Below are 18,756 nucleotides of genomic sequence, written 5' to 3'. Positions count from 1 at the left end.
AGGACTGCCACAGATGAGACCACTTAGATGAGGAGCGGCGTGCGGATCGCGCTCGATATCGGCGATGCCCGGATCGGCGTCGCCAGCAGCGATCCGCACGGAATCCTGGCCACGCCTGTGGAAACCGTCCGGCGTGGGCCCGGTGATCTGGATAGGATCGCCGCACTCGCCGCCGAACTGGAGGCGTTCGAGATCGTGGTCGGGCTGCCGCGCTCCCTGTCCGGGGGCGAGGGACCGGCCGCGGTGAAGATCCGGGAGACGGCGGCACAGGTGCTGGACAAGGTGCGTGAGGGGACGACGATGCGGCTGGTGGACGAGCGGTTCACCACCGTCACCGCCGAACGCATGCTGCGGGAACGGGGAAAGAAGGGCTCCAAGCGGCGCGCCGTGGTCGACCAGGCCGCGGCGGTCGTGATTCTGCAACATGCGCTCGACCTCGAGCGCGAGACCGGCAACCCACCCGGGAGGCCCCTGTGAACGGACCATCGGTGGACCAAGACGTGAACGAGGGTGAGGAGCAGGCCGACGATCTCGGCAGCGGTCTCGGCCTACGCGCCGAGACCCGCGTCGAGCGGCGCGCCAACCGGCGCCGGGCCCGCAGCCGCCGGGCGTTCGGCTGCTTCGCCGGTCTGATCTCGCTGATCGTCGTCGGTGCGATCGTGGCCGGCGCCGTCGTCGGCTTCGGCAAGGGCAAGGACGCGCTCGAGGGCGTGTTCTCCGCACCCGACTACACCGGCGAGGGCACGGGAACCGTGCAGGTCGAGATCTCCAAGGGGCAGTCGAGCTCGTCGATCGCCGACACCCTGGAGAAGAAGGAGGTCGTCAAGAGCGCCCGCGCGTTCGAGCGTGCGGCCCGCGACGACCCGCGGTCGCTGCAGATCCAGGCCGCGACCTACACCCTGCGCAAGCACATGTCGGCCAAGGCCGCCCTGGCGCTGATGATGAACACGGCCGAGTCGATCAAGGTGATGCGGGTCAGCGTCCCGTCCGGGGAGACCAAGGGCGAGGTCGCGGTGATCCTGCAGACCAAGCTCAAGCTGCCCGCCGGCCAGGCCGCGAACGCGATCAACCACCCGGCCTCGCTCGGCCTGCCGGCGTACGCGAACGGCAACCCCGAAGGCTTCCTGTACCCGGCGACGTACGACGTGCCGAAGAACGCGAACGCGACCGTCATGCTCAAGCTGATGACCGCGAAGTACGCGTCGATCGCCAAGGACCTGAACCTGGTGCAGGCCGCCCAGCACAAGAAGCTGGATCCGTACCAGGCGGTCATCGTGGCCAGCATCATCGGCGCCGAGACCAACAAGCAGTCCGACTATGCCAAGGTCGCGCGGGTCATCTACAACCGGCTGTCCGCCGGGATGTACCTGGGGATGGACTCGACGGTGCACTACGTGGTCGGCAAGGACGGCGGCGTGTACACGACGCCCGAGCAGCGGAAGAACCCCTCGGCGTACAACACGTACAACCACAAGGGACTGCCGCCGAGCCCGATCAACTCGCCGACCCGGGACCAGCTGAGCGCCGCGCTCAACCCGGCAGTGGGCTCATGGAAGTACTTCACGCTGGTCAACCTGGACACCGGCGAGACCGCGTTCGCCACCACGTTCGCAGAACACCAGGTCAACGTGGCGAAGCTGCAGACCTGGTGCCAGGCGCACAAGGGCCGGTGCTGAGTTGACCCGTTGTGCCGTGCTCGGTTCGCCGATTACGCATTCGCTGTCGCCGGCCATGCACCGGGCCGCGTACGCCGCACTCGGGCTGGACTGGCGGTACGACGCCTTCGAGGTCGAAGAGGATGAGCTCCGGGCCTTCGTGGCGTCGCTTGATGAGGACGTCCGCGGGCTGTCGTTGACGATGCCGCTGAAGCGGGTCGCGCTGGATCTCGTCGACACGGTCGATCCGGTCGCCGAGCTGATCGGTGCGGCGAACACGATGCTGTTCGAGCCGGACGGATCCCGGTCCGCGCACAACACCGACGTACCCGGGCTGGTGAATGCGTTCGCCGAGCAGGGCATCACGGCAGCCGAGACAGCGGTCGTGGTCGGTGGTGGCGCGACGGCCGCGTCGACCTTGGCGGCGTTGCGTGGCATGAAGGTCAGCGAGGTGACCGTCGTCGTCCGGGACGTTTCGAAGGCCGAGCGGTTGCTCGATCTGGCCGCGGAGCTCGGACTCCGGATGTCGGTCGCGGACTTCACGCAGGTGGAGCAGATCGGCGGCTTCGACCTGTGCGTGTCGACGCTGCCCGGTGGTGCGGTCGACCCGTGGGCCGAGCACTTCGCCGCGGTGGCGCCGGTGGTGTTCGACGTGGCGTACCACCCCTGGCCGACCAAGCTCGCGATCGCGGCGCACCGGATCGGTACAGAGCTGTTGAACGGACTTGATCTACTCGTGCATCAGGCGACCCTCCAGGTGGAGATGATGACGGGTAGGTCGCCGGCTCCTCTGGCGGCCATGAGGTCGGCCGCGCGTGAGGAGTTGGGGGATCGTGAGCCTGCTTGACCGCCGTACCGTACTGAAAGCCGGTAGTGCCGCAGCAGCTGTCGCACTGACTGGGTGCGGCGACACGAAGGACAACGCCGGCGGTACGACGAGCCCGTCGCAGACGCCGACCACGTCCGCGCCGAGCACCACCGCTCCCACCACAACAGCTCCGAGCAGCTCGGCCGCGTCGACGACCGCGACGCCGAGCAGCACCCCGACCAGCTCAGCGCCGACCGGCCCCTCGACCGCACCGAACTGGAACGCCTTCTCCCGTTCGCTGACCGGCAAGGTCTACCTGGCCTCGACCTCCGGGTACGCCGCCGCGCACCAGCTGTTCAACCCGCGCTGGGACAGCGTCCGCCCGACCGCCGTGGTGAAGGCCGCCAACCCGGCCGACGTACAGAAGGCGATCAACTTCGCCCGCACCAACAAGCTCGTACTCGTGCCGAAGAGCGGCGGCCACTCGTACGTCGGCGCGTCCACGATCGCGAACGGGATGCAGCTCGACGTCGGCGGGCTGAAAGGCATGAGCTACTCGAACGGCATCCTCACCGTCGGCGCCGGAGCCCGCCTGTACGACGTCCACGCGTTCCTCGACCGGTACGGGCGCTCGCTGCCGACCGGGACCTGTCCGACCGTCGGCGTCGCCGGCCTCACGCTCGGCGGCGGGATGGGGATCCACACCCGCACGTACGGGCTGACCTGCGACCGGGTCGTGTCGATGGGCGTGTTCACCGCGGACGGCAAGTCGCACAACGTCAGTGCGACCGTCGAGCCCGACCTGTTCTGGGCGTTGCGCGGCAGCGGTGGCGGCAACCTCGGCGTGGTCACGTCGTTCCGGTTCTCCACGATCCCGGCGACCAAGCTCGGGTTCTTCCGGCTGACCTGGCCCGAATCGCAGGCGGCGGCCGTCGTCCGAGGCTGGCAGAAGTTCGCCCAGACCGCGCCGACGACGGCGTGGGGCAACCTGCACATTGATGCCCAGAGCAACGGAACGCTGTCGATCCACGTGCTCGGCGTCTCCACCACCGGCAACGCGAACGCGGCGGCTGCGCAGCTGGAGTCGTTCGTCGGCGCGAAGGCTTCGGCGCGGACCATCAGCGTCAAGACGCACATGGAAGCGGTGAAGTACCTCGGTGGCGGTACGACGAGTCCGCGGCAGGGATTCCTCGCGGGTTCCGACGTACTCAAGGGTGCGATGGACGCGGCGACGATCACCGCGCTGCTCGGTGCGCTGAAGGCGGCCGCGCGGGCGAAGACACCTGCGTCGGCGATCCTCGACCCGCTCGGCGGACAGGCCGCGAAGCAGCCGGCCGGCGGGGCGTCGTGGCCGTGGCGCAGCGCGCTCGGCGTGATCCAGTGGTACTCGTCCGCGCAGGGCACGACCGCGCAGACCTTCATCACGAACGGTCACCGCGCCGTCCGGACGGCCTCGGCCGGTGCCTACGTCAACTACCTCGAGGTCGGCCGAGCAGTGAGTTCGTACTACGGCGGCAACTCGGCCAAGCTGCAGGCCGCGAAGAAGAAGTACGACCCGTCCAACTTCTTCCACACGCCGTACACCCTCGTCTAGCTAGTGTTCCGCCAGTGAAGCTTTGGCGGGTGGTGGCTGGTGTCCTGGCGGTCGGATTCATCACGGCCGGGGTGACACCTGCCTGGGCGTGCGCATGCGGTGGCTACCTCCCGGACGCGCAGTCGCGGGCCCGCGCGTACGGCGAGAACGCGCTGGTGCAGCACGCCGGCGGCACCGAGAAGATCACGCTCTCGATGGCGATCAACGGCTTGTCGAAGAAGGCGGCCTGGATCATGCCGGTCCCGGCGGCCGCGAAGGTCGAGCTCGGCGACGACCAGCTCTTCTACCGGCTCGACCAATTGACACGGCCGAAGATCGTCTACAAGAAGACGTACTGGCCGTTCCGCGACCTCGGGATCATGGGCAACGCCCGCGACTCCGCGGGGGCGGCGGCGCCGGCATCCGGGGTGAACGTCCGACAGCAGATGGTCCTCGGCCCGTTCGCGGTCACGCGGCTCACCGGCTCGACCGGTACGGCGGTCACGGACTGGCTGCGGACGAACGGGTATGTCGTACCGGCCACGCTGGCCGCGAACCTCACGCCGTACCTGACCGAGAAGTGGGAGATCGTGGCGGTGAAGCTCGCGCCGAAGCGGGACGGCGAAAGCCTCAGCGGAGCGACACCGCCGCTGCGGCTCACGTTCGCATCCGAACGGATCGTCTACCCGATGCGCCTGAGCAAGGGCGCGACGACGTCCCAGACCGTCACGGTGTACGTCGCGGCCGAGCACCGGGTCGACGCGACGAAGCTGCCCGATGCCGCGGTGAAGCCCGAGCTGCTGTTCGCCGGCCGGGTCGAGGACGATGCGCTGACGACGCCGGCCACCTTCCTGACCGCGTACACGGCGACGTACAGCGAGCCGAGCCGGATCACCGACGACTTCACGTTCGCGCCGGCCGCGACCGACGCGGAGTACCAGCGCGTCGAGGTCGTCACCGAGAACGACGGCTTCTGGAGCACGCTCGGCGTGATTTTCGGCGGTCTGCTCCTGATCGGCACCGGCGCGGCCGTCATCGCCCGAGTGCTGATTCGCAGGTCTAGCTGACGAAGTCGAGCTTGTGCTCGTGGCCGGCGAAGGTGAACGTGTCGCCGGCGTGCAAGCCCTCGATGGCCGCGTAGATCGGGGCGTCGGCCGCGATCCCCTCGTACGTCGCGCCGTCGCACTCGAAGGCCGCCGCGACCACGCCCACGACGTACCGATCGCCGTCGAACCCGATGATCGCGCCCGGCCCGACCTCGCTGCGCGGGCTGAAGTCGAGCTTCTCGATCTGGCTGCGGATGCCCACCTGTCGCTGCTCCCTGCCCTCGAACAGCCCGCCGAGGTCACCGGCCTGGGAGGCCTGCGACTGGTCGTCGACCGAGAACGACGAATCCTGGTCCAGCTTCGCGGCCGAATCCTCGCGCGCCACGTCACCCTGGGCCGCCCGGAGATCCGCCTCGACCTGCCGCAGCAACGCGTCCTTGACCCGGCCCTTGTCCACGGCGTTCATCGGCAGTCCTTCCAGAGATGACCTTTCCATCACACTCCCACACTCTTGTCCACAGGGCTCACGAAGTCGGGCCGCGGAATCGTCTAGGCTCCTGGATCGTGCCGGCTGACAACGCAGTGCTCGCCGCGGGGATCGGTGTGATCCTCTGCGGCCCCGCTGCGGCTGTCCTCGGCCCCTGGCTGATGCGCAACATCCCCGAGCCGGTGCTGGAAGAGGGCGAGACCAAGGTCCCGTACGCATCGGTGGCGGGCCGGCGAGCGGCGTATTGGTGCGGTGGACTCGCAGCGGTCGCCGGGGGACTGCTGGGCTGGATGCTCGGGCTGGACGCCGTACTGCCCGCGTGGCTGGTGCTCGCGGTCGCCGGCGCGGTGCTCGGGTACATCGATGCGCGCACGCGGTTCCTGCCCTCGGTCATCATCTGGCCGACGTACGCCGTGGTCGCGGCCGGATTGCTGGCCGCTGCGGTGGCGACGGGGGAGTGGGGTTCGTTGCGCCGGGCAGTGATCGCCGGTGCGATCGGGTTCGCGGTGTTCTACGTGCTGTGGTTCGCGTTCCCGCGCGGCGTCGGGTTCGGCGACGTACGGCTGTCGGGGCTGCTCGGGCTCGCGCTCGGCTGGCTGGGCTGGGGGCAGTTCGCCTCCGGGTTGTACGGCGGGTTCTTCCTCGGCGCGATCGTCGGGATCGTGCTGATCGCCGCGCGGGTGATGACGCGCAAGCAGATGGTCCCGTTCGGGCCGTTCATGCTGGTCGGCGCGCTGGCCGGCGTACTGCTCGGCGCGCCCTTGGAGCGGTTGTACGCCGGATAGCTGATCGCCGCACTCCACCAGATGGTTGATGTGCGGACACTGCCCGCCTTCCTAGGGTCGAAGCATTCGAACTCTCGGGAGGGAATCAATGCCAGTCAGTCGTCGTGGTCTTCTGGCCGGGACTGCAGTTGCGGGTGCGGCTCTCGCCATCCCCGGTACTGCGTCCGCCGCCGTTGCCACCCCCGCCCTTAGCGACAAGATCGGCCCGAACGACGCGCGGTACCAGGACCTGGTCCAGCGCGGGCAGAACCGCCGGTTCATCGGCAAACCGCAGTACGCACGAGTGATCCGATCGACCGAGGACGCCGTCGCGGCTGTTCAGGAGGCGGTCCGCAGCGGCAAGCGGATCGCGGTCCGCGGTGGCGGACACTGCTTTGAGGACTTCGTCGACAGCAGCGATATCGAGGTCGTGCTGGACATGTCGACGAACAACGACATCGTCTGGGATCCGAAGTACCGCGCCTTCTCGGTCGGCTCCGGCGCGATCCTGGAGAACCTCTACAAGGAGCTGTTCTTCGGCTGGGGCCTGACCGTGCCGGCCGGCGGCTGCCTCGGCGTCGGTGTCGGCGGCCACTTCGCCGGTGGCGGGTACGGTCCGCTCTCGCGCAAGTACGGCTCGGTCGTCGACCACCTGTACGGCATGGAGGTCGTGGTCGTCGACGCCCGCGGCCGGGCCCGCACCGTGGTCGCGACCCGTGACAACGAGCACCGCGACCTGTGGTGGGCGCACACCGGTGGCGGCGGCGGGAACTTCGGCGTCGTGGTCCGGTACCTGCTGCGCAGCAGCGGCTCGACCGGTCGGACGCCGGCGGAATCGTTGCCCAAGGCACCGGCCGCGCTGCGCTCCACGGTGCTGGTGTACGACTGGTCGAAGACCACCCAGGCCGACTTCGTCCGCACGATGCGGAACTGGTTCACGTTCTTCGAACAGCACAACACGGCGGACTCGCCGTACGCGACGCTCTACGCGCCGTTCGTGATCACCCAGAAGCAGGCGGGACAGTTCCTGCTCTCGACGCAGATCGACGCCGCCGCGCCGAATTCGGAACAGCTGATGAACGCGTTCAACGCCGCGATCACGGCCGGCGTACAGGCCAAGCCGCAGACGATCGACATGGGTGTCGGGCCGTTCCTGCACCTGACGATGGAGCGCTCGATCGGCGAGACGGCGACGCCGTCCCGCGGCAAGTACAAGGCGGCGTACCTGAAGAAGGGTTACACCGACGAGCAGATCGTTGCGATGTACAACGGGCTCACCGACCCGGACTACAACGGGCCGGAGTCGTCGATCCTGCTCGTCCCGTACGGCGGCAAGGTGAACACCGTCCCGTCGAACGCCACCGCCGCCGCGCAGCGGGACGTGGTCTGCAAGATGGTGCTCACCGCGTCCTGGGAGTCCGCCGCCGACGACGCGATGCACCTCGCCTGGGCACGCAAGGTGTACGGCGACATCTACCGCGAGACCGGCGGCGCCCCGGTGCCGAACGCGACCAACGCCGGCTCGTACATCAACTACCCGGACGTGGATCTGGCCGACCCGGCGTACAACAAGTCCGGCGTGCCGTGGCACGAGCTGTACTACCTGGGCAACTACCCGCGGCTGCAGCAGATCAAGACGAAGTGGGACCCGCGCAACGTGTTCCACCACAAGCTCTCGATCGAGCCGCTGTAGTCACCAGCCCGGGTAGCGGGTGGTCCAGGTCGTGTGCGGGCCGTAGTCGCCGTGCAGGCGCTTGCCCTGGATGAACTCCAGGGCGAAGTCGTCAGCGAGCTGAAGGATGACCGGGCGGCCCTCGACGGTGAAGACGAGCTCTGCGGGGAGAGCCGTCTCGCCGTGGAGGGCGCCGAGGATGTTGCCGCAGATCGCGCCGGTGGAGTCGCTGTCGCCGGAGTGGGTGACGGCGAGTGCGAGCGCGTCGAGGAACTGCTCGGGTTCGGGGTAGGCGAGGGCCGCGAAGACCGCGATCGCGAGCGCCTCCTCGGCGACCCACCCGCCGCCGAGGCGCTCGACCGTGACCGGTCCGGCCGGTGCGGTCGCGGCCAGGAGTCGCGCGAACGTGAGCGCCGTACTGGTCTCCTCGTGGCCGTCGTGCTGCTTGAGCAGGTCGGTCGCGCGTGAGAGTGCATCGTCGAGGCCGGCGCCGTTGCACAGCTCGTGGATGATCGCGGCAAGAGTGCCGGAGGCAAGCTTGCCGGTCGGATGCCCGTGCGTGTATCCGGCGGCAGCCGCGGCCGAGTCGAAGATCCAGTCGGTCGGGAAGTACTCCGGCAGCAGCCCCAGCGGCGCGACCCGCATCACCCCGCCGCACCCCTTCGAGTCGTTCACCGCCTCCGCGCCGAACTGCGGGATCCGCGCCTCGCCCTTGCGGGCCTCGGTCAGCGCGGACAGGCAGGTGTTGCCCGGCGCACGACGCGCGTACAGCCACTGCTCACCCTGCAACCAGCCATCCCGCTCACCACTCGGCGCGGCCATCGTCTGCGTGTCCAGCCACCGGTCGTACGCGTGCTGTACGACGGCCACCGTGAACCCGAGCCCGCGATCCGTCCGTACGCCGGCCCGGATCAGTCCCTCGACCGTGAACAGCGTCATCTGGGTGTCATCGGTGATCGTCCCCGCCGGCCACCCGTCGCCTCCAGGGAGGAACGCCCGTACGCCGTCCGGGTGCTTCGCGACGATCGACCGACCGTCCTCGAACTCCACCGGACCGCCCAGCGCATCCCCGATCGCACCGCCCAGCAAGCACCCGCGCACCCGCGCCCGCCACGTCTCCGCACCCTGCCGACTCATGCCAGGACCCTATCGGGGGTGGTGTTTCCGCTACCCCAAGACGGGTTCCAGGGCCAGTTCACCCGGCGTTCCCAACTTCTACGGTCGTTGATATAAGGAACCACCGTTCAAGGGAGCATCTGATGACCCCCGCATTCCGTCGTACCGCCGGGCGCCTGGCCGTGGCGGCGCTCGCCACCACCGCGCTGGCCGGCGCCGCGATCGCCGGCGGTCAAGCAGCCGGCGCGTCCACCAGCTGCGACGAGTCCCCGATCATCAAGACCTTCGACGTGGTCCTCTCCGTCCGCGACGGCCTCACCCAGGACACCCAGACCTGCCGCTGAGTCTGAGACCACTGTCTGACTGTTGGGACCGGCGTGAAAGAATCCTGGCATGCTGCGCTGGCTTACCGCCGGCGAGTCGCACGGACAAGCGCTCGTCGCCGTACTTGAAGGTCTTCCCGCCGGGGTCGAGGTCACGACTGATGACGTGGCCGACGCCCTCGCTCGTCGGCGGCTCGGCTACGGCCGGGGTGCCCGGATGAAGTTCGAGCGGGACGAGGTGACGTTCCTCGGCGGTTTCCGGCACGGGCTGACGCTCGGGAGCCCGGTCGCGATCCAGGTCGGCAACACCGAGTGGCCGAAGTGGGAGCAGGTGATGAGCGCGGATCCGGTCGACGCGGAGACGCTCGCCGGGCTCGCGCGGAACGCCCCGCTGACGCGCCCGCGGCCCGGCCACGCCGACCTGGCCGGCATGCAGAAGTACGGGTTCGACGAGGCCCGCCCGGTGCTCGAGCGCGCCAGCGCCCGCGAGACCGCGGCCCGCGTCGCCCTCGGCGAGGTGGCGGCCCGCTTCCTCCGCCAGTCGTACGGCGTGACGATCGTCAGCCACGTCGTCGAGCTCGGCACCGTCAAGGCGCCGTACGGCGTGATCCCGTCGTACGCCGATGTCGCGAAGCTGGACGCCGATCCGGTCCGCTGCCTCGACCCGGACGCGAGCAAGCAGATGGTCGCGGAGATCGACGCCGCGCAGAAGGCCGGTGACACGCTCGGCGGTGTGGTCGAGGTCGTCGTCGACGGTCTTCCGCCGGGACTCGGCAGCTACGTGCACTGGGACCGGCGGCTCGACTCCAAGCTGGCCGGTGCGCTGATGGGCATCCAGGCGATCAAGGGCGTCGAGCTCGGCGACGGGTTCGAGCTCGCGCGGACGCCAGGTTCGAAGGCGCACGACGAGATCGTCGCCGAGGACGGTGCGGTACGCCGTACCAGCGGCCGCTCGGGTGGCACCGAGGGTGGCATGAGCACGGGCGAGACGCTCCGGGTCCGCGCCGCGATGAAGCCGATCGCGACCGTCCCGCGGGCACTGCGGACGATCGACACGTCAACCGGCGAGGCCGCGTCCGCGCATCACCAGCGGTCGGACGTCTGCGCCGTACCGGCCGCGGGGATAGTCGCCGAGGCGATGGTCGCGCTGGTGCTGGCCGAGGTCTCGCTGGAGAAGTTCGGCGGCGACTCGGTGACCGAGACCGCGCGCAACCACCAGTCGTACCTGGCGAACCTGCCGACCACGATCGCCCCGCGGGAGTGGGAGTGAGCCCGGTCGTCGTTCTGGTCGGGCCGCCGGGATCGGGTAAGTCCACGATCGCGGCGCTGCTGGCCGAGCGGCTGAAGGCGACCCACCGCGACACCGACACCGATATCGAAGCCGTTGCCGGCAAGCCGATCTCCGAGATCTTCGTCGACGAGGGCGAACCGCACTTCCGCGAACTGGAGCGGGCCGCGATCGTCGCAGCGCTGAAGGACGACGGCGAGGTGCTGTCGCTCGGCGGCGGCGCGATCCTGGATCCGGCGACGCGCGCGGATCTGGCCGGCCACACCGTCGTCTATCTCGACGTGAGCCTCGGCGAGGCCTCCAAGCGGGTCGGCATGAGCGTCGCCCGGCCGCTGCTGCTCGGCAACGTCCGCACCCAGCTCCGCAACCTGATGGAAGCGCGTCGCCCTTTGTACGCCGAGGTCGCCAAGCTGACCGTCATGACCGACGACAAGACCCCCGACGAGATCGCCGAGCAAATCCTGGAGCACCTCGCATGACCGACGGCCCGACCAGGATCCGGGTTGCCGCGGCCGCGCCGTACGACGTTGTCATCGGCAACAACTTGCTCGGCGAACTGCCGGTGCTGCTGGGCGACGGGGTGCAGCGGGTTGCCGTCATCCACCCGCGGGCGCTGCGCGAGACCGGCGACGCGATCCGCGACGACCTGACCGCCTCCGGGTTCACCGCGCACGCGATCGAGATCCCGGACGCGGAGGAGGCCAAGACCGCCGAGGTGCTGGCGTACTGCTGGTCCGTGCTCGGTCAGGCCGGCTTCACCCGCTCGGACGCGATCGTGAGCGTCGGCGGCGGTACGACGACCGACCTCGCCGGCTTCGTCGCGGCGACCTGGTTGCGCGGCGTCAAGGTCGTGCACATCCCGACCACCCTGCTCGGCATGGTCGACGCGGCCGTCGGCGGCAAGACCGGCATCAACACCGCCGAAGGCAAGAATCTGGTCGGCGCGTTCTGGGAGCCGGCCGGTGTCCTCTGCGACCTGGCCGCTCTCGAGACCCTGCCGCCGAACGATTACGTCAGCGGCCTCGCCGAGGTCGTGAAGTGCGGGTTCATCGCCGATCCGGTGATCCTGGACCTCGTCGAGAAGGACCCGGCCGCGGCGAAGAGCCCGTCGTACGGCGCGACCGAGGAGCTGATCGCCCGCTCGATCCAGGTGAAGGCCGACACGGTCGGCGCCGACCTGCGGGAGCGGACCACGACCGTCGGCGGGCAGATCGGCCGCGAGGCGCTGAACTACGGGCACACGCTCGGGCACGCCATCGAGCGCGTCGAGCGGTACAAGTGGCGCCACGGTGCCGCGATCAGCATCGGCATGGTGTTCGTCGCCGAACTCGCCCGCGCTGCCGGCCGCCTCGACGACGCGACCGCCGACCGGCACCGCGCCGTACTCGAGTCGCTCGGCCTTCCGGTCAGCTATCGCGCGGACGCGTGGCCGCACCTGCAGGACGCGATGAAGCTCGACAAGAAGACCCGCGCGGACCGGCTCCGCTTCGTCATCCTCGACGGCCTCGCCAAGCCGACGATCCTCGAGGCGCCGGACCCGAGTCTGCTCATCGCGGCGTACGGCGAGCTCAGCTAGCCGACACCCGTCGCCTTGTGGCGACGCCGGTGCGATGTGAGGATGGAAAGCCCCTCGGAAAGGGCTTTCCATATGACCAAGCAGAGGATAGCGATCGTCGGTACGGGCGGGATTGCCGGCTCGCACGCCCGGGCGGTGACCGCGCTGGCGGAGCGGGCCGAGCTGGTTGCGGCGGTCGACGTCGACCTGGATCGAGCCAAGGAATTCGCCGCCAAGTGGAACATCCCGGCGACGTACCCGAGCCTGACCGACCTCCTCGCGGCGGACCGGGTCGACCTCGTCCACCTGTGTACGCCGCCGAACTCGCACGTCCCGCTCGCCGTCGAGTGCCTGGCGTCGGACGTCGACGTGTACATGGAGAAGCCGCCGACGCTGTCGCTGGATGAGTTCGACAAGCTGGTCGCGGCGGAGGAGAAGTCGTCGGCGCAGGTCGCCTGCGTGTTCCAGCACCGCTTCGGATCGGGTGCCGTCCGGCTGCGCCAGTTGCTCGAAGACGGCGTACTCGGCCGGCCGTTGGTTGCCCTGTGCAACACCGTCTGGTACCGCGACGACGCGTACTTCGATGTGCCGTGGCGCGGGACCTTCGACGTCGAGGGCGGTGGGCCGACGATGGGACACGGCATCCATCAATATGACCTGCTGCTGTCGATCCTCGGGCCGTGGGAGAAGGTGACCGCGCTCGCGGCCCGTCAGGCGCGTCCGACGCAGACCGAGGACGTCTCGCTGGCGCTGGTGACGTTCGAGAACGGCGCCGTCGCATCGGTCGTCAACTCGCTGGTGTCCGCCCGCCAGACCTCCCAGCTCCGCTTCGACTGCCAGAACGCGACCGTCGAGCTGGAACACCTGTACGGCTACAAGAGCCCTGACTGGAGGATCACGCCGGCGCCCGGCCACGAGGAGATCGCCGACGCCTGGTCCGCGGACCTCCCCGACGTACCGAGCGGCCACACCGCCCAACTCGCCGCGATCCTGGACGCCAAGGCTGCTGGTGCGCCGACCCCGGTCACGCTCGCCGAGGCCCGCAACACGCTCGAACTAGCTGCGGCGATCTACGCCTCAGCGTTCACCGACAAGCCGATCCGCCGCGGTGAACTCGCCCACGGCACGCCGTACGCCGAACGCATGGGCGGCCCTGGTGCGCCCTGGAGTGCCTAGGTCGCCGCTAGGGTGAGGTGCGTGACGGATGTGAGCAGGCGGGTGCTGGTGCTGAACGGTCCGAACCTCGGGCGCCTGGGCTCCCGCGAGCCGGAGAAGTACGGGACCACGACGTTCGCCGAGCTGGTCGGGGTGTGCGAGAAGACCGGCGCCGAGCTCGGCTTCGAGGTCGAGGTACGGCAGACCGACGACGAGGCGGAGCTGGTCGGCTGGCTGCACGAGGCGGCCGACGACCGGACTCCCGTCGTACTGAACCCCGCCGCGTTCACGCACTACTCGTACGCCCTGCGCGATGCGATCGCCCAGCGGACGGCTCCGTTGATCGAGATCCACCTCACCAACCCCGCCACCCGCGAGGAGTTCCGGCACACCAGCGTCGTCGCGGGCGTGGCGACCGGGACCATCGCCGGCTTCGGCCTCGACTCCTACCGGCTCGCGCTCCGGGCACTCACCAGCCTCGATTCCTGAATCACTCACAACCAACCTGCCCTTTCGGGCATCAAGTGGTTGTGGGCAGATTTCGACCCGCCGACCGGGCACAGTTCGCAAGCCGACGGCCAAGAGATCCGGGTGAGACGCCGGTGAAACGCCGGTGCGTCACCCTAGGCGTTGGGTCGTGACACCGGCTGTCACCGGTCCGAAAGGCCGGCCGGCCGGACGCACGATCGGGAGGAAATCGACGACTTGGGGGTTCGTGTGACTACGGATTCGATCCGTTCCGTTCAACAACGCTCTGGGGGAGTGGCAGGTATGACGAGTACGAATGGGCAGAACCACCGTATTCCGGTCTGGGTGAAGGCCCTGGACCCGTTGTCGCAGTTCGGGCTGGTGCACGCGCTCCGGCAGCGGCCCGAGATCAGCTTGATCAACGACACCGACCTGGCGGCCCTGCTGCCCGGCGTGTCCGGGGACCAGCGCACCGCCCCGCCAGTGGTTGCGTTGATCGCCGTCGACTCGCTGGACGCCGGCGCGGTTCAGGTACTGCGGGCCGCAACCCAGCGCGGTTGCCGCCGGACCGTGCTGATCGGCAGCACGATCGACGACGACGCGCTGATGACCGCGGTCGAACTGGGGGTGTCCGGCGTACTGCGCCGTACCGAGGCGACCGCTGACCGGATCGTGCACCTGGTGCAGGCTGCCGCTGCCGGGGACGGCAGCCTGCCACCAGATCTCTTGGGCCGGTTGCTGGGACAGGTGTCACGCATGCAGCGGCAGGTGCTGGCACCACGGGGGCTGTCCCACACCGGTCTGTCCGACCGCGAGACGCAGGTACTGCGGCTGGTGGCCGACGGCAAGGACACGCAAGAGATCGCCCGTGAGCTGTCCTACTCGGAGCGGACGGTGAAGAACGTCCTGCACGACGTGACGAGCCGGCTCCAGCTGAAGAACCGCTCACACGCCGTCGCGTACGCACTGCGCGAAGGCCTTATCTGAAACACCTCTGCAGCCGGTCCCTCGCTCAGCAGCGAGGGGCCGACTGTCTAGTACCCGACGGTGAAGCGCTGCCGGACGTGCTCCGCACGTTCGGCTTCGTCGACCAGGGCGATCGCGAAGTCCTCCATCGAGATCGTCGAGCCGCCCTCCGCATCGGTCACCAGATGGTCATAGCCCTTCCGATAGCTTCCGGTCCGGTCGCCAGGCTCGAGTAGCGCGGGCGGGCTCACGTACGTCCAATCCAAGCCGTCAGCGGCCCGCACAACGTCCTACTGCTCGTTGCAGGCCAGGGCGATCGGGCGCAGGTCCACCGGGAAGCCCGGCGAGTCGACCAACTGCACCTCTGTACCCGGAACGATCAGACTCGCTGCACCGCCGACCAGGATCAGCCGTACGCCGCTGCCGCGCAGACCGATCAACAATCCCTTGGCTGCAGCGACGAGTTCAGCTTCTTGACCTTCGCGGGGCCGGGTCGCGCTGATCACCACGTCGTGGCCGGCACTCAGGCGAGCGACGTCGTCCGGGTCCGCAGCGTCGCCACGCACCGGACCCGAGCGGCCGACACTCGTGACTTGGTGGCCGCGGGCAACTGCTTCCCGGGTGACTCGACTGCCGACGGCGCCGGCTGCACCCCAGATCAGGATTCGCATGTCACCGCTCCCCAGCTGCGACGAGGACAGGAGCTTCCGCTGCAGGCGTTGGCCGCACCTTCCGACGTACCTGGGCGGTGACGAGGGCACCGAGGACGATCAGACCGCCGATGGCCTGCCAGACCGACAGGTGCTGGTCCAGCACCAGCCAGCCGAGTGTCGTCGCCGTCACCGGGCTGAGCAGCCCCAGGAACGTCACCTCGGTCGGAGCGAGCTCACGGAGTCCGCGGAACCACAGTGCATACGCGACTGCCGACCCGAAGAGCGCCAGGTAGGAGTAGCCGGCGAGGTTCCGCAGGGTGAAGTCAGGGAGCGCGCCTTCGACCAGGAAGGCCACCGGCAGCAGCACGAGTCCACCAGCAACCAGTTGCCACCCGGTGGTCGCCAGCAGGGGAGCGGGGGACGTCCAGCGCTTGCTGAGTACGACGCCGAACGCCATGACGATCGCACCGCCGACAGCCGCGAGTACACCCAACATGTCGAGTTGCGCGGTCGCCCGCAGTACCAGCAGGCCGACGCCGAACACGCCCGCGATGGCCGTGAGGACAGTGCGCAGAGACAGCCGCTGCCGGAGCAGACCGGCCGACAGTACTGCGACCAGCAGCGGCTGGATCGCGCCGACTGTCGCGGCCACGCCACCGGGGAGCCGGTACGCGCCGACGAAGAGCAGAGCGTTGAAGGAACCGATGTTGAGTGTGCCGAGGACCAGCGAGCGCCACCACCAGCTGCCGCTCGGCAGCACCCGGGTGATGGCGACCAGCAGAAGACCGGCCGGCAGCGACCGGAGCAGCGCGGCCAGCAGCGGTCGATGAGGTGGGAGGAACTCGGTCGTGACCAGATAGGTCGTGCCCCAGAGCAGCGGCGTGATCGCCGTGACCAGAAGAAGAGAGACTCGATTGCTTAGCACTAAGATAAAGTATCTCAGCGCTAAGCTACTTGCAATCCCTCAGCGCTAAGCAATTCGGCAGTAGGCTGGGTGGATGGCAGATCACGTCGACCTGGTGCTCGAGCAGTGGCGGGCGCGGCGGCCGGATATCGATGCGTCGCCGATGGGGGTCATCGGCCGGCTGAGCCGGCTCAGTGCGCTGTTCGACGCCGAGCTGCGGCGGAACTTCGCCAAGTACGAGCTGGACCGCGCGTCGTTCGACGTACTGGCGACGCTGCGGCGCAGCAACGCCGAGCACAGCCTGACGCCGGCCGGGCTGATGCACTCGTCGATGGTGACGTCAGGGGCGATCAGTCAGCGGCTGGATCGGCTGGAGTCTCGCGGACTGGTGACGCGCGCGCCCAGCGAGACCGACGGCCGCGGCGTACAGGTGACGCTGACGGCCAAGGGGCTGAAGCTGATCGACAAGGTGCTGCCGACGCACGTCGACACCGAGGCGCAGCTCCTCGCCGGCCTGTCGACCGCGGAACGCGATCAGCTGGCCGGTCTGCTCCGGACCTTGCTGGAATCCCTTGGAGACAAGCGGGACTAGCTAGGCGTCGTCCCCGGGCGTGGTGCGTTGCGGACGGTCTGCCAGAGCTCGTCGATGTCGGACCGGTCCTCCGGCTCGGGCTTGTCGACCCAGCCGCTGGCCCACTCGTTCTCCTCGCGGTCGTCGAGGTTGAAGATCGACTCGGCGAAGGCGGCGGAGCCGACGTACCGGTTGTCGTCCTCGTCCGGCTCGTCCTCGTCCGTGCTGCGGGGCGCCGTCTTCGGGGCGACCAGCGAGCGGGCGTACTGCTGCGCCTCGAGGATGCCCAGTTCGCGCTGCTCGCCGAGCAGCCGGATCGCGCCGACCTCGTTGTTCGCGCCCATCAGCTTCCGGACCTGGGCGTCCAGGTCCTGGTTCGACGTCGGCAGGTGGCTCTGCTGCGGACGGTGCGCCGGCGGCTGGTATGCATTCGGGGCGTACTGCGGCGGCTGGAACTGAGCCGGCGGCTGGTACATCCCGGTCGTCGGGTACTGCGCCGACCCGCCGGGCAGCTGTGCCGCCTGGCCCGGGGAGGTCCGCTCACCCAGGTGACGCGGCTGGCGGCCGTTCTGCATCAGCTGCTCCAGCGCGGCCGCGACCTGCTGGCTGCCCGGCGCGCTCCCGGTCTGCACCGGGAAGGTGGACTGCTGGCTCTGAACAGGCGCCGGCGGACCGCCCTGGGCCGCCTGGGTGTACTGGCCCTGGAACTGCGTCGGCTGGTTGCCGCCCTGCTGGGCCTGGATCCGCTCGACCAGCGCCTGGACGCGCGGACTCACCTTCGCGTTGCCGCGGTCGGACTTCTGCTTGGCCTTGTTGATCAGGCTCACGACGATCATCACCACGATGAAGATGACGAATCCGGTCATCGCAGGCCTCCTCCCGTGGACGGTCTGGCTCCAGCGTAGTGCGCCCCGGGTGCGCGAGTCGGAGGAAACCGGCAGTGACCGCTACAATCGCTTGCGAGAGTGCGCCCGAGGCCCCAGCGCCTACTGCGCGGCACTCGGCCCGGCACCTCGCCGCACGGGTGCAAAGGCCACGATGCTCCGCATCGAGACCTTCGCCCCCGCGCGCCGATGCACCGCACCGAGCACCTGCTCGCTACGGCGCTGGAGCCTCGGACGCACTCTGACCGCTGATCGAATTCGAAGGGCATACCCGCGTGGCAACGACGAACGACCTCAAGAACGGCATGGTGCTCGACCTGGACGGACAGCTGTGGTCCGTCGTGTGGTTCCAGCATCACAAGCCGGGCAAGGGCGGCGCCATCGTCCGGACGAAGCTCAAGAACGTGCTGTCCGGCAAGGTGGTGGACAAGACCTTCAACGCCGACGTCAAGGTCGAGGTGGCCACGGTCGACAAGCGTGACATGACGTACCTGTACAACGACGGGTCGGCGTTCGTGTTCATGGACAAGTCGACGTACGACCAGCTGCAGCTGCAGCCCGAGGTGGTCGGCGACGCCGTCCACTTCCTGCTGGAGAACCAGGACGCCATCGTCGCCGTGCACGACGACCTCCCGCTGTACGTCGAGCTGCCGGCCTCGGTCGAGCTGACGGTGGAGTACACCGAGCCCGGTCTGCAGGGCGACCGCTCCAGCGGCGGCACCAAGCCGGCCAAGCTGGAGACCGGCTACGACATCCAGGTCCCGCTGTTCCTGACCACTGGTGAGAAGGTCAAGGTGGACACCCGCACCGGGGACTACCTCGGCCGCGTCACCTCCTGAGGCCCTGACAGACCCTGAGAGAGCTGACA

At 69.0% G+C, this 18,756-nt stretch carries 21 protein-coding genes; 16 read left to right on the top strand and 5 right to left on the bottom strand.

Annotated elements, in window-relative coordinates:
• Nucleotides 1–27: 27 nt before the first annotated feature.
• The 5 genes from ruvX to FDA38_RS30325 are packed head-to-tail and all read left to right on the top strand — an operon-like array spanning nucleotide 28 to nucleotide 5,103.
• Nucleotides 28–477, top strand: coding sequence for a Holliday junction resolvase RuvX (ruvX, locus tag FDA38_RS30345; protein ID WP_137257519.1), 450 nt, complete (start codon nucleotides 28–30; stop codon nucleotides 475–477).
• Nucleotides 478–488: 11 nt separating this feature from the next.
• Entirely contained in the window at nucleotides 489–1,676 is a 1,188-nt protein-coding gene (mltG, locus tag FDA38_RS30340) for an endolytic transglycosylase MltG (RefSeq protein ID WP_233715011.1), read from the top strand.
• Nucleotide 1,677: 1 nt separating this feature from the next.
• Nucleotides 1,678–2,502 (top strand): shikimate dehydrogenase, encoded by an 825-nt coding sequence (locus FDA38_RS30335; RefSeq protein WP_137257518.1) that lies wholly within the window; start codon nucleotides 1,678–1,680, stop codon nucleotides 2,500–2,502.
• The gene (locus tag FDA38_RS30330; RefSeq protein ID WP_137257517.1) at nucleotides 2,489–4,057 is read left to right on the top strand and encodes an FAD-dependent oxidoreductase; all 1,569 of its coding nucleotides are present in this window, start codon (nucleotides 2,489–2,491) and stop codon (nucleotides 4,055–4,057) included. The genes FDA38_RS30335 and FDA38_RS30330 overlap by 14 nt, the downstream gene beginning before the upstream one ends.
• Before the next feature lie 14 nt (nucleotides 4,058–4,071).
• Complete coding sequence (locus tag FDA38_RS30325) at nucleotides 4,072–5,103, top strand: DUF2330 domain-containing protein (protein ID WP_137257516.1); 1,032 nt, start codon at nucleotides 4,072–4,074, stop codon at nucleotides 5,101–5,103.
• On the opposite strand, the gene FDA38_RS30320 is transcribed toward FDA38_RS30325, so the two are convergent.
• Entirely contained in the window at nucleotides 5,096–5,548 is a 453-nt protein-coding gene (locus tag FDA38_RS30320; protein ID WP_137257515.1) for a hypothetical protein, read from the bottom strand. The genes FDA38_RS30325 and FDA38_RS30320 overlap by 8 nt on opposite strands.
• 98 nt (nucleotides 5,549–5,646) lie before the next feature.
• Between FDA38_RS30320 and FDA38_RS30315 the strand changes: the two genes are divergently transcribed.
• On the top strand, nucleotides 5,647–6,354 hold the full coding sequence (locus tag FDA38_RS30315; protein WP_233715009.1) for a prepilin peptidase: 708 nt from the start codon (nucleotides 5,647–5,649) through the stop codon (nucleotides 6,352–6,354).
• Between the two features lie 88 nt (nucleotides 6,355–6,442).
• A complete protein-coding gene (locus FDA38_RS30310; protein ID WP_137257513.1) occupies nucleotides 6,443–8,026 on the top strand; it encodes an FAD-binding protein in 1,584 nt (527 codons plus the stop codon).
• Here the strand turns inward: FDA38_RS30310 and FDA38_RS30305 are convergent, their stop codons facing one another.
• On the bottom strand, nucleotides 8,027–9,142 hold the full coding sequence (locus FDA38_RS30305; RefSeq protein WP_137257512.1) for an ADP-ribosylglycohydrolase family protein: 1,116 nt from the start codon (nucleotides 9,140–9,142) through the stop codon (nucleotides 8,027–8,029).
• A 122-nt stretch (nucleotides 9,143–9,264) separates the two neighbouring features.
• Here FDA38_RS30305 and FDA38_RS30300 point away from each other — a divergent pair, with 122 nt between their 5' ends.
• The 7 genes from FDA38_RS30300 to FDA38_RS30270 all read left to right on the top strand — a co-directional run bounded on the left by FDA38_RS30300 (nucleotide 9,265) and on the right by FDA38_RS30270 (nucleotide 14,897).
• Nucleotides 9,265–9,465 (top strand): hypothetical protein, encoded by a 201-nt coding sequence (locus FDA38_RS30300; RefSeq protein WP_137257511.1) that lies wholly within the window; start codon nucleotides 9,265–9,267, stop codon nucleotides 9,463–9,465.
• A 49-nt stretch (nucleotides 9,466–9,514) separates the two neighbouring features.
• Nucleotides 9,515–10,714 carry a chorismate synthase gene (gene aroC / locus FDA38_RS30295; RefSeq protein WP_137257510.1) on the top strand — a complete coding sequence of 400 codons (1,200 nt, stop codon included), beginning with the start codon at nucleotides 9,515–9,517 and terminating at the stop codon, nucleotides 10,712–10,714.
• The gene (locus FDA38_RS30290) at nucleotides 10,711–11,211 is read left to right on the top strand and encodes a shikimate kinase (RefSeq protein WP_137257509.1); all 501 of its coding nucleotides are present in this window, start codon (nucleotides 10,711–10,713) and stop codon (nucleotides 11,209–11,211) included. The genes aroC and FDA38_RS30290 overlap by 4 nt, the downstream gene beginning before the upstream one ends.
• A complete protein-coding gene (gene aroB / locus FDA38_RS30285) occupies nucleotides 11,208–12,308 on the top strand; it encodes a 3-dehydroquinate synthase (protein ID WP_137257508.1) in 1,101 nt (366 codons plus the stop codon). Before FDA38_RS30290 ends, aroB begins: the two co-directional genes overlap by 4 nt.
• Before the next feature lie 72 nt (nucleotides 12,309–12,380).
• Nucleotides 12,381–13,463, top strand: a complete 1,083-nt coding sequence (locus FDA38_RS30280; protein WP_137257507.1) for a Gfo/Idh/MocA family protein — start codon at nucleotides 12,381–12,383, stop codon at nucleotides 13,461–13,463.
• A 30-nt stretch (nucleotides 13,464–13,493) separates the two neighbouring features.
• Nucleotides 13,494–13,931 carry a type II 3-dehydroquinate dehydratase gene (gene aroQ / locus FDA38_RS30275; protein ID WP_137257902.1) on the top strand — a complete coding sequence of 146 codons (438 nt, stop codon included), beginning with the start codon at nucleotides 13,494–13,496 and terminating at the stop codon, nucleotides 13,929–13,931.
• A 282-nt stretch (nucleotides 13,932–14,213) separates the two neighbouring features.
• Nucleotides 14,214–14,897 (top strand): helix-turn-helix transcriptional regulator, encoded by a 684-nt coding sequence (locus tag FDA38_RS30270; protein WP_137257506.1) that lies wholly within the window; start codon nucleotides 14,214–14,216, stop codon nucleotides 14,895–14,897.
• Between the two features lie 269 nt (nucleotides 14,898–15,166).
• On the opposite strand, the gene FDA38_RS43240 is transcribed toward FDA38_RS30270, so the two are convergent.
• Nucleotides 15,167–15,547, bottom strand: coding sequence for an NAD(P)-dependent oxidoreductase (locus FDA38_RS43240; RefSeq protein WP_233715008.1), 381 nt, complete (start codon nucleotides 15,545–15,547; stop codon nucleotides 15,167–15,169).
• A gap of 1 nt (nucleotide 15,548) precedes the next feature.
• Complete coding sequence (locus FDA38_RS30260) at nucleotides 15,549–16,454, bottom strand: EamA family transporter (RefSeq protein ID WP_137257505.1); 906 nt, start codon at nucleotides 16,452–16,454, stop codon at nucleotides 15,549–15,551.
• A gap of 73 nt (nucleotides 16,455–16,527) precedes the next feature.
• Between FDA38_RS30260 and FDA38_RS30255 the strand changes: the two genes are divergently transcribed.
• Nucleotides 16,528–17,025, top strand: a complete 498-nt coding sequence (locus FDA38_RS30255) for a MarR family winged helix-turn-helix transcriptional regulator (RefSeq protein WP_137257504.1) — start codon at nucleotides 16,528–16,530, stop codon at nucleotides 17,023–17,025.
• Here the strand turns inward: FDA38_RS30255 and FDA38_RS30250 are convergent.
• On the bottom strand, nucleotides 17,022–17,870 hold the full coding sequence (locus FDA38_RS30250; protein ID WP_137257503.1) for a hypothetical protein: 849 nt from the start codon (nucleotides 17,868–17,870) through the stop codon (nucleotides 17,022–17,024). The genes FDA38_RS30255 and FDA38_RS30250 overlap by 4 nt on opposite strands.
• Nucleotides 17,871–18,163: 293 nt before the next feature.
• Here FDA38_RS30250 and efp point away from each other — a divergent pair, with 293 nt between their 5' ends.
• Nucleotides 18,164–18,727: an elongation factor P gene (gene efp, locus FDA38_RS30245; protein ID WP_137257502.1), complete on the top strand. Its 564-nt coding sequence runs from the start codon at nucleotides 18,164–18,166 to the stop codon at nucleotides 18,725–18,727.
• Nucleotides 18,728–18,756 lie beyond the last annotated feature (29 nt).

The sequence above is a fragment of the Kribbella jiaozuonensis genome (genome assembly GCF_005233875.1).
In the GTDB taxonomy this organism is placed as follows: Bacteria; Actinomycetota; Actinomycetes; order Propionibacteriales; family Kribbellaceae; genus Kribbella; species Kribbella jiaozuonensis.
Note: the sequence above shows the minus strand (reverse complement) of the source record. Positions and strands in the feature narration are given on the sequence as shown.

Coding starts and splice junctions, on each gene's coding strand:
- aroC (WP_137257510.1), top strand. CDS start 9,515: ATGCTGCGCTGGCTTACCGCCGGCGAGTCGCACGGACAAGCGCTCGTC.
- FDA38_RS30300 (WP_137257511.1), top strand. CDS start 9,265: ATGACCCCCGCATTCCGTCGTACCGCCGGGCGCCTGGCCGTGGCGGCG.
- FDA38_RS30255 (WP_137257504.1), top strand. CDS start 16,528: ATGGCAGATCACGTCGACCTGGTGCTCGAGCAGTGGCGGGCGCGGCGG.
- ruvX (WP_137257519.1), top strand. CDS start 28: ATGAGGAGCGGCGTGCGGATCGCGCTCGATATCGGCGATGCCCGGATC.
- FDA38_RS30250 (WP_137257503.1), bottom strand. CDS start 17,870: ATGACCGGATTCGTCATCTTCATCGTGGTGATGATCGTCGTGAGCCTG.
- FDA38_RS30310 (WP_137257513.1), top strand. CDS start 6,443: ATGCCAGTCAGTCGTCGTGGTCTTCTGGCCGGGACTGCAGTTGCGGGT.
- FDA38_RS43240 (WP_233715008.1), bottom strand. CDS start 15,547: ATGCGAATCCTGATCTGGGGTGCAGCCGGCGCCGTCGGCAGTCGAGTC.
- FDA38_RS30270 (WP_137257506.1), top strand. CDS start 14,214: ATGACGAGTACGAATGGGCAGAACCACCGTATTCCGGTCTGGGTGAAG.
- FDA38_RS30320 (WP_137257515.1), bottom strand. CDS start 5,548: ATGAACGCCGTGGACAAGGGCCGGGTCAAGGACGCGTTGCTGCGGCAG.
- FDA38_RS30280 (WP_137257507.1), top strand. CDS start 12,381: ATGACCAAGCAGAGGATAGCGATCGTCGGTACGGGCGGGATTGCCGGC.
- aroB (WP_137257508.1), top strand. CDS start 11,208: ATGACCGACGGCCCGACCAGGATCCGGGTTGCCGCGGCCGCGCCGTAC.
- FDA38_RS30305 (WP_137257512.1), bottom strand. CDS start 9,142: ATGAGTCGGCAGGGTGCGGAGACGTGGCGGGCGCGGGTGCGCGGGTGC.